The organism is Rhizobacter sp. P3_B12 (assembly GCF_056402895.1).
In genome coordinates this window covers 1-5,814 of the sequence record NZ_JBFUGN010000344.1, presented here as the reverse complement: position 1 = coordinate 5,814, position 5,814 = coordinate 1, and the positions used below count along the sequence as shown (strand labels likewise).

The 5,814-nt window shown below is 69.4% G+C and carries 6 protein-coding genes; all 6 read right to left on the bottom strand.

The window, feature by feature from the left end; all coding sequences use genetic code 11:
- A partial coding sequence (locus AC1D01_RS17960) for a M55 family metallopeptidase (protein WP_477868613.1) occupies window positions 1-503 on the bottom strand: 503 nt, incomplete at its 3' end.
- Between the two features lie 10 nt (window positions 504-513).
- Entirely contained in the window at window positions 514-1,578 is a 1,065-nt protein-coding gene (locus AC1D01_RS17955) for a P1 family peptidase (protein WP_477868611.1), read from the bottom strand.
- Entirely contained in the window at window positions 1,578-2,486 is a 909-nt protein-coding gene (gsiD, locus tag AC1D01_RS17950; RefSeq protein ID WP_477868609.1) for a glutathione ABC transporter permease GsiD, read from the bottom strand. Before gsiD ends, AC1D01_RS17955 begins: the two co-directional genes overlap by 1 nt.
- Window positions 2,483-3,403: a glutathione ABC transporter permease GsiC gene (gene gsiC, locus AC1D01_RS17945; protein WP_477868607.1), complete on the bottom strand. Its 921-nt coding sequence runs from the start codon at window positions 3,401-3,403 to the stop codon at window positions 2,483-2,485. The genes gsiD and gsiC overlap by 4 nt, the downstream gene beginning before the upstream one ends.
- A 4-nt stretch (window positions 3,404-3,407) precedes the next feature.
- Complete coding sequence (gsiB, locus tag AC1D01_RS17940; protein ID WP_477868605.1) at window positions 3,408-4,946, bottom strand: glutathione ABC transporter substrate-binding protein GsiB; 1,539 nt, start codon at window positions 4,944-4,946, stop codon at window positions 3,408-3,410.
- Between the two features lie 38 nt (window positions 4,947-4,984).
- A partial coding sequence (locus tag AC1D01_RS17935) for an ABC transporter ATP-binding protein (RefSeq protein ID WP_477868603.1) occupies window positions 4,985-5,814 on the bottom strand: 830 nt, incomplete at its 5' end.

Genomic DNA, 5,814 nt, shown 5'->3' with positions numbered 1-5,814 from the left:
AACGCCGCCACCTCGGCGGCCATCACGTCGCAGCCGCTGGCCATCAGCACCGGCACGCCGAACTCGCCAGCCAGCGCGGCATACAAACCGATCTCGCCGAGCTCCAGCCCGCCCAGCCACACGCGCGAGAACGCGAAGCTGCTGGTGGTGTGGGCCAGCACGCCGCGGGTCTTCGCGCGCGAATGCCAGCCGATCATCAGCACGCCGTCGACGCCCTGGTCGACGCCGGCCATCATCCCGAGCTGCCGCGGCTTGCCCTGGATCAGCTGCGCCCGCGGATCGATCTCGTCGGCCAGCAGGTTGCCGAAGTGCCCGTGCGAATCGTTGACCAGCACCGCGCCGGCCCCACCCGCGAAGGCGCCGCGCACCGCGGCATCGGCCTCCTGCGTCATCCAGCGCCGCGCGCGTTCGTAGTCGCCGTTGCCGGCCTGCGTCTGCTCGGGCCGCCACACGCCGGCCACGCCTTCGATGTCCACGGCCACCAGGATCGTCGGGGTCTTCATCCTTGCCCTCTCAAGAAGTCATCATCAGCGCCCGCCAGTCGGGCGCCACATCGGTCAGCGCGCGGCGGGTGCGGCCGTCGCGGCCGGTCACCGTGGTCGCCGCGAACAAGGCATGCACGATGGCCTGCTCGGTCGCTTCGGCCGCGGCCTGGAACAGGCCGTCGAGCGCGCTCTCGTGCAGCATCGCGACAGCGGGCATCGGCTCGTCCGCGAGCTGCGGCACGCGCCACGCGGTGCTGAACGCGAGCGCGATGTCGCCGCTGCCGTGCCCGTAGTCGGAGCCGGTGCGCGCCAGCCCGGCCGCGGCACGGCGCGCGACGCGGCCCAGCTGCCGCGCATCCAGCGGGGCATCGGTCGCCAGCAGCACGATGATCGAGCCGCGCTCCGGTCCCTCTTCAGCCACCAGACGCGCCTGCAGCTGTGCCCCGATGCGCCGCCCGGCGATCGTCAGCGCCTCGGGCCGGCCCTGGTTCGCCAGTACCAGCGCACCGACATTGAACTCACGCCCCTGCCACGCGACGCGGCGCGACGCACTGCCGATGCCGCCCTTCAGCCCATGGCACGACATGCCGCGCCCTGCGCCCACGCTGCCCTGCGCGAACCCCCGCCCTTCGCGCGCGGCCGCCAGCGCCTGCGCCACGTGCGACTCCTGCAAGGCCAGCGTGCGCGCATCGTTCAGCCAGCCGTCGTTGCACTCGAACACCAGCGGGTTCAGCGTCGGCAGGCTGCGCGCGAGTTCCGGGTTCTGCGCCAGCCCGTCGCGCACCAGCGCCGTCGCCGCGGTGCCCACTGCCAACGTGCTGACCAGTGCGATCGGCGATTCGAGCGTGCCGAGCTCCTGCACCTGCATCAGCCCGAGGCTCTTGCCAAAGCCGTTGATCACCGCCAGCCCGGCCGGCAGCTTGTGCAGGAAGAGGTTGCCCGGCTGCGGCAGCAGCACGCTGGCGCCGGTCTGCGTCGCGCCGTCGGCCAGCGTGCAGTGGCCGAACGCGACGCCTTGCACGTCGGTGATCGCATCCAGAGCGCCCGCGGGCAAGCTGCCCACGCGCGGTGCGCCGAGCGCCGACAGCTCCATCAGAACTTGTCCAGCTTCGGATCCAGCGCGTCGCGCAGGCCGTCGCCCAGCAGGTTGAACGCCAGCACCGTGACGAAGATCGCGAGGCTCGGGAACAGCGCGACGTGCGGCGCGTTCAGCATGTCGGCACGCGCCTCGTTCAGCATCGCGCCCCACTCCGGCGTCGGCGGCTGCGCCCCCAGCCCGAGGAAGGACAGGCTCGCCGCGGTGATGATCGAGGTGCCGATGCGCATCGTCAGGTACACCACCACCGAGGCCACCGTGCCGGGCAGCAGGTGGCGCAGCATGATCACGGTGTCCGAGGCGCCGATCGAGCGCACCGCCTCGATGTAGGTCTGGTGCTTCAGCGACAGCACGTTGCCGCGCACCAGCCGCGCGAAGGCCGGCACGCTGAACACCGCGACCGCGAGGATCACGTTGATCATGCCGTTGCCGAGGATCGCGACGATGCCGATCGCCAGCAGGATGCCGGGGAACGCGAACAGCACGTCGGCCATGCGCATCACGATGCGGTCCCACCAGCCCTGGTAGTAGCCGGCCAGCAGCCCGAGCAGCGTGCCGATCACCGCGCCCACCGCCACCGAGATGAAGCCGGCCGCCAGCGAGATGCGCGCGCCCATCAGGATGCGGCTGAAGATGTCGCGCCCGAGCGAATCGACGCCGAACCAGTGCTTCGCCGACGGCGGGGTGTTCAGCGCGTCGTAGTCGAAGAAGTTCTCGGCATCGAACGGCACCAGCCACGGCGCGAACGCCGCCACCAGCACCAGCAGCAGCACGAACGCGCCGGCCACCAGCGCGACGCGCTGGCGCTGGAACTTGCGCCAGAACTCGGAGGCCGGCGTGCGCACCGCGCCGGGTGAAACGGGTGGCCCCGGGGGAGGCGTCGTGGTGGGAGGGGTCGTGTTCACTGGAAGCGGATGGTCGGGTTGATGACGGCGTACAGCACATCCACCAGCAGGTTGATCAGGATGAACTCGAGCGAGAACAGCAGCACCAGCGCCTGGATCAGCGGGTAGTCGCGCATCTCGACCGCGTCGACCAGCAGCCGGCCCATGCCGGGCCAGTTGAAGACGACCTCGACGACGATCGAGCCGCCCAGCAAAAAGCCGAACTGCAGGCCCATCATCGTGACGACCGGGATCAGCGCATTGCGCAGCCCGTGCTTGAACACCACCGGCAGCTCGCCCAGGCCCTTGGCGCGCGCGGTGCGCACGTAGTCTTCCTTCAGGATGTCGATGAACGAGCTGCGCGTGAAGCGCGCCATCACCGCGGCCACGCCGGCGCCGAGCGTCAGCGACGGCAGGATGTAGTGCCGCCAGCTGTCGGCGCCGACCGTCGGCAGCCAGCCGAGCTGCACCGAGAACAGCTGCATCAGCACCATGCCGAGCGCGAACGACGGGAACGAGATGCCCGAGATCGCGAGCGTCATGCCGAGCCGGTCAGGCCAGCGGTTGCGCCAGACGGCCGACGCGACGCCCAGCACCAGCCCGAGCAGCACCGACCAGCCCATCGCCGCGAGGGTCAGGAAGAAGGTCGGGCCGAAGCGCTCGGCGATCTCGGTGGACACCGGCCGCTTGCTGCGGATCGACAGCCCGAAGTCGCCCTGCAGCGCATGGCCGAAGAAGCGCACGAACTGCTGCGGCAGCGGCAGGTCGAGCCCGAGGTCGCGGCGCACCAGCTCGACCGTCTCGGGGCCGGCATCGACGCCGGCCGCCAGCCGCGCCGGATCGCCCGGCAGCAGGTGCACGAAGGCGAACACCAGCACCGCGACGATCAAGAGCGTCGGCAGCAGCCCCAGCAGGCGCTTGACGAGATAGACGACCATTCGATCACTTCAACTCGACATCGTCGAAGTTGAAGCTGCCGTCCGGAATCACGTAGAAGCCCGCCAGGTTGCGCGCGCGCACCGACACCAGCCGCTCCGTCACCAGGAAGGCCCAGGGCGCGTCCTTCCAGATCTGCTTCTGTGCCTCGGTGTAGAGCCGTGCCTTCTCGGCCTTGTCGGTCGTCACCAGCGATTTCGCGATCGCGTTGTCGACCACCTCGTTCTTGTAGTACGCGGTGTTGAACAGCTTCGGCGGGAACGACTCGGACGACAGCAGCGGGCGCAGCGCCCAGTCGGCCTCGCCGGTCGACGACGACCAACCCACGTAGTACATGCGCACCGGCGCGGTCGCCGGGTCCTGCGCGCTCTCGACGCGCTCGACGCGCTGGCCGGCTTCGAGCGCCTGCACCTGCAGCTTGATCCCCACCTGGGCCAGCTGCTGCTGCACGAACTGGATCACCTTCTGCGCCGTCGTGTGGTTGTAGGCCGACCACAGCGTCGTCTCGAAGCCGTTCGGGTAGCCCGCCTCCTTCAGCAGCTCGCGCGCCTTGGCCGGGTTGTAGGGCCACGGGCCGAGCTTGGTGGCGTATTCGACGCCCTGCGGCAGCGCGCCCTCGGCGGGAATCGCGTAGCCGGAGAAGGCCACCTTGATCAGCGCGTCCTTGTTGATCGCGTAGTTGATCGCCTCGCGCACCTTCGGGTTGTCGAACGGCTTCTGCTGCACGTTCATCGACAGGTAGCGCTGGATGATCGACGGCGATGCGGTCACCTCCAGGCTCGGCTTCTTCGACAGCGTCTCGACCGCCTCCGGCGGCACCGGGAACGCGAAGTGCGCCTCGTTGGTCTGCATCACCGCGGCACGCGTGTTGTTGTCGACCACCGGACGCCAGGTGATGCTGTCGACCTTCGGGTAGCCCTTCTTCCAGTAGCCGTCGAACTTCTCGACCTTCAGGTAGTCGGTGGCCTTCCACTCGACGAACTTGAACGGGCCGGTGCCCACCGGGTTCTGCGCGATGCCCTTGCTGCCGTACTTCGCGAGTGCCGCCGGCGAGATGATCACGCCCGACGGGTGCGCCAGCGTGTTGATGAACGGCGAGAACGGCTCCTTCAGCGTGAAGCGCACCGTGCCGGCATCGAGCGCCTCGGTCTTCGCGATGTTCTTGTAGAGGTTGTAGCGCTTGAGCTTGTTGTCGGGGTTGGTCACGCGGTCGAAGGTGGCCTTCACCGCCTCGGCGTTGAACGGCGTGCCGTCGTGGAACTTGATGCCGCTCTTCAGCTTGACGGTGTAGACCAGGCCGTCCTTGCTGGCGGTGTGGCTCTCGGCCAGCACCGGCACCATCTTCATGTCCTTGTCGAAGCCGTACAGGCCCTGGTAGAACGACTTGGCCACCGCCTGCGACAGCGTGTCGTTCGCGTCGTACGGGTCGGTGGTCGTGAAGGTCGACGCGACGGCGATGGTGATGTCCTTCGCCGCATGGGCGGCCAGCGCGGTGCCGGCCAGTGCCAGCGCGGCGGCGATTCGGGAGAGCTGTTGTCGGTTCATCGAAGTACTCCTGGCTTTGAATGAGCAGAACAAGAAAATCAGAGTGCGACACCCACCGGGTGACGTGCCACGAAATGACCGGGCGCCACCTGCTGCAGCGGCGCCACCGTCGGCGGATCACCGACCGCGCGCACCGGGCTCGCGATCTCGTCGGACAGCAGCTCGCGCTGGCGGCGGCGCGTCGGGTCGGCCACCGGCACCGCGGCCAGCAGGCGCCGCGTGTAGGCATGCTGCGGATTCTCGAACACCGCGCGGCGCGGGCCGATCTCGACGATCTGGCCCAGGTACATCACCGCGACGCGGTGGCTGATGCGCTCCACCACCGCCATGTCGTGCGAGATGAACAGGTAGGCCATGCCGAACTCCTGCTGYAGGTCGAGCAGCAGGTTGACGATCTGCGCGCGGATCGACACGTCGAGCGCCGACACCGCCTCGTCGGCGATCACCACCTTCGGGTTCAGGGCCAGCGCGCGCGCGATCGCGATGCGCTGGCGCTGCCCGCCGGAGAACTCGTGCGGGTAGCGGTTCGCCGCCTCGGCCGGCAGGCCCACCTTCTCGAGCAGCCAGCGCACGCGCTCCTCGGCCTGCTTCTGCGGCATCAGCTTGTGGATCAGCAGCGGCTCGATCACGCTGTAGCCGACGGTCAGGCGCGGGTCGAGCGAGGCGTACGGGTCCTGGAACACGAACTGGATGTCGCGGCGCAGCGCCTGCAACGCGGCACCTTCGAGCGGCGCGATGTCGCGCCCGGCCACCTCGACGCGGCCGGCCAGCGGCGCGACCAGCCGCGCGAGCGAGCGGCCGGTGGTCGATTTGCCGCAGCCCGATTCACCGACCAGCGCCAGCGTCTCGCCGGGGCGGATCGCGAACG